This is a genomic window from Xanthovirga aplysinae (assembly GCF_009711365.1).
Lineage (GTDB): Bacteria > Bacteroidota > Bacteroidia > Cytophagales > Cyclobacteriaceae > Xanthovirga > Xanthovirga aplysinae.
In genome coordinates, this window is record NZ_SMMB01000471.1 from 1 (window position 1) to 1799 (window position 1799).

Below are 1799 nucleotides of genomic sequence, written 5' to 3' on the forward strand. Positions count from 1 at the left end.
TATTCTCTGAACTACAACCTACTAATTAGCCTTCCCGCTTCGGAATGGTATAAGCCTGTGGCTTACAAAAACGTTAGCGTGGCTACGGAGAATGATGACTTTCCCGATCAAACCATCGAACCTGCGGACCTTAATGCTATGAACAACACAGCTTTCTTTTTTAAATTTATCCAGGCTTTTTCTGATTCTCAATTAAGCCTGGACTTCACGTCGGCTTTGAAGGGTGAGATAAATAATATTATAGATCTGGTACAAGACCCCCCAGTTATTACGGCTGATACTTTGGCCCAAATGCAGCAAAATATAGATAATTTCTTTCAAGGGACCGATCAATTTAATGATGTAACCTTTTTAAATGTATTGGCTATACAAGGCTATGGCGCGAAGTACCCCTTCCTATGGGCGAACTTTACGGATGTAACCTATTTGCTGTATAACAGTGGACCTGCTGGAACTTTCACACATATAGGCAATTTAGTATTAACACCACCTACTACCGCAGGCCTTAATGAGGAAAACGGAGGTTATACTATTAATTTCACAGTGGTTAATGAAGGTGAGGGATCATTTACAAGCAACGAATACGATATTACTTTTTCTCCTGAAGGGATCTTTATTGATAATGCATCTGAGATTAATCTTATCCCCGGATTTCAAAAGCTATCTGATTTCACGGGTGCTCCTAATGATGACAACACTATAATCGTTTCGATTGCTGGTACAACGGGTGACCTTAGGGTTATAGGTTATGATCAAGAACAAGAGGAAATAACGCCTGAAAATCTGGACCTGACTCAAGATACCTCTGGTTTACCAAATTGGGCTGTAACTCTTACTGAAGGTATGGTTATACCTAGTGCACTTATATATCTCATTTTGAGAGCTAAAGATATTGTTTCTATAATATTTAAAGTAAAAGGTAGACATCCTTCGGAATCTATTATAGATGGATTACTTAAAGCGGCTTTTGATAGACGATCTACCTTTGATCGGACGATGGAAAGATTAGAATTATTAGCGACGGATGATACTATAGAAGTAGCAGAGGAACTACAAGAACAACTCAACGCAATGGAACCAGAGGACGCTGTTCTTCATATAAGAGACGAAGGTAATGGTATGGATGCTTTTATAAATTCTGGTTTTGAAAGTTATGATGCTGCAGTTAAGGCTGTTAAATTTGCTAATGGTAGAGCTTTTATAAAAAAATCGGCTCAAGCTCTACAGGAATTAATTAGACTTAATCCGAATAACCAGACGGAACTTCTACAGGTAGCAAATAGATTGAATGATGTAAGTGAAAAATTCAGTACATTTGATGATGTTGCAAACTTAAATCAATTTGTAGCTGATCAATATGAAGAGCTAGGAAATATTAATAAAGATTTAGAAACAGTAACTAACGAGGCAAATTTAGAATTTTCTACTAAGGCTACTGCACTCGTTAATGATAGTCAAGAATTGGCGGTTGCTGTGAAGGATAGTCAAGAAGCCGCAGCACAAGAAGCTAAGGAAGAAGAAGAGGCCCGTGTACCAGAAGATCTTCAAAGGAATGAGTCGGATTCGATGGATTTTGGTGTAGAAATGGAAAGTCTTTGATAATACATCAGACAAAAACACAAGTAGACTATAGCCAAATATAATTTCATTTTACCAATACTGCAGTTACTCTTTCAGCCGCTCTAGTAGAACCGATGTCCAGAGAGTTTTGAAGCTGCCCCCTGATAAGAGGCAATAGTAAAATTTAATTTGAGAATGATGGGATTGGCTTAAAATTAGGAAAGGGGCAAATGATGAAA

General features: G+C 37.8%; 1 protein-coding gene. It reads left to right on the forward strand.

The window, feature by feature from the left end; all coding sequences use genetic code 11:
- Nucleotides 1-1599: hypothetical protein (locus tag E1171_RS23465; protein ID WP_187696182.1), on the forward strand; the 1599-nt coding region annotated here is incomplete at its 5' end.
- Nucleotides 1600-1799: the final 200 nt, after the last annotated feature.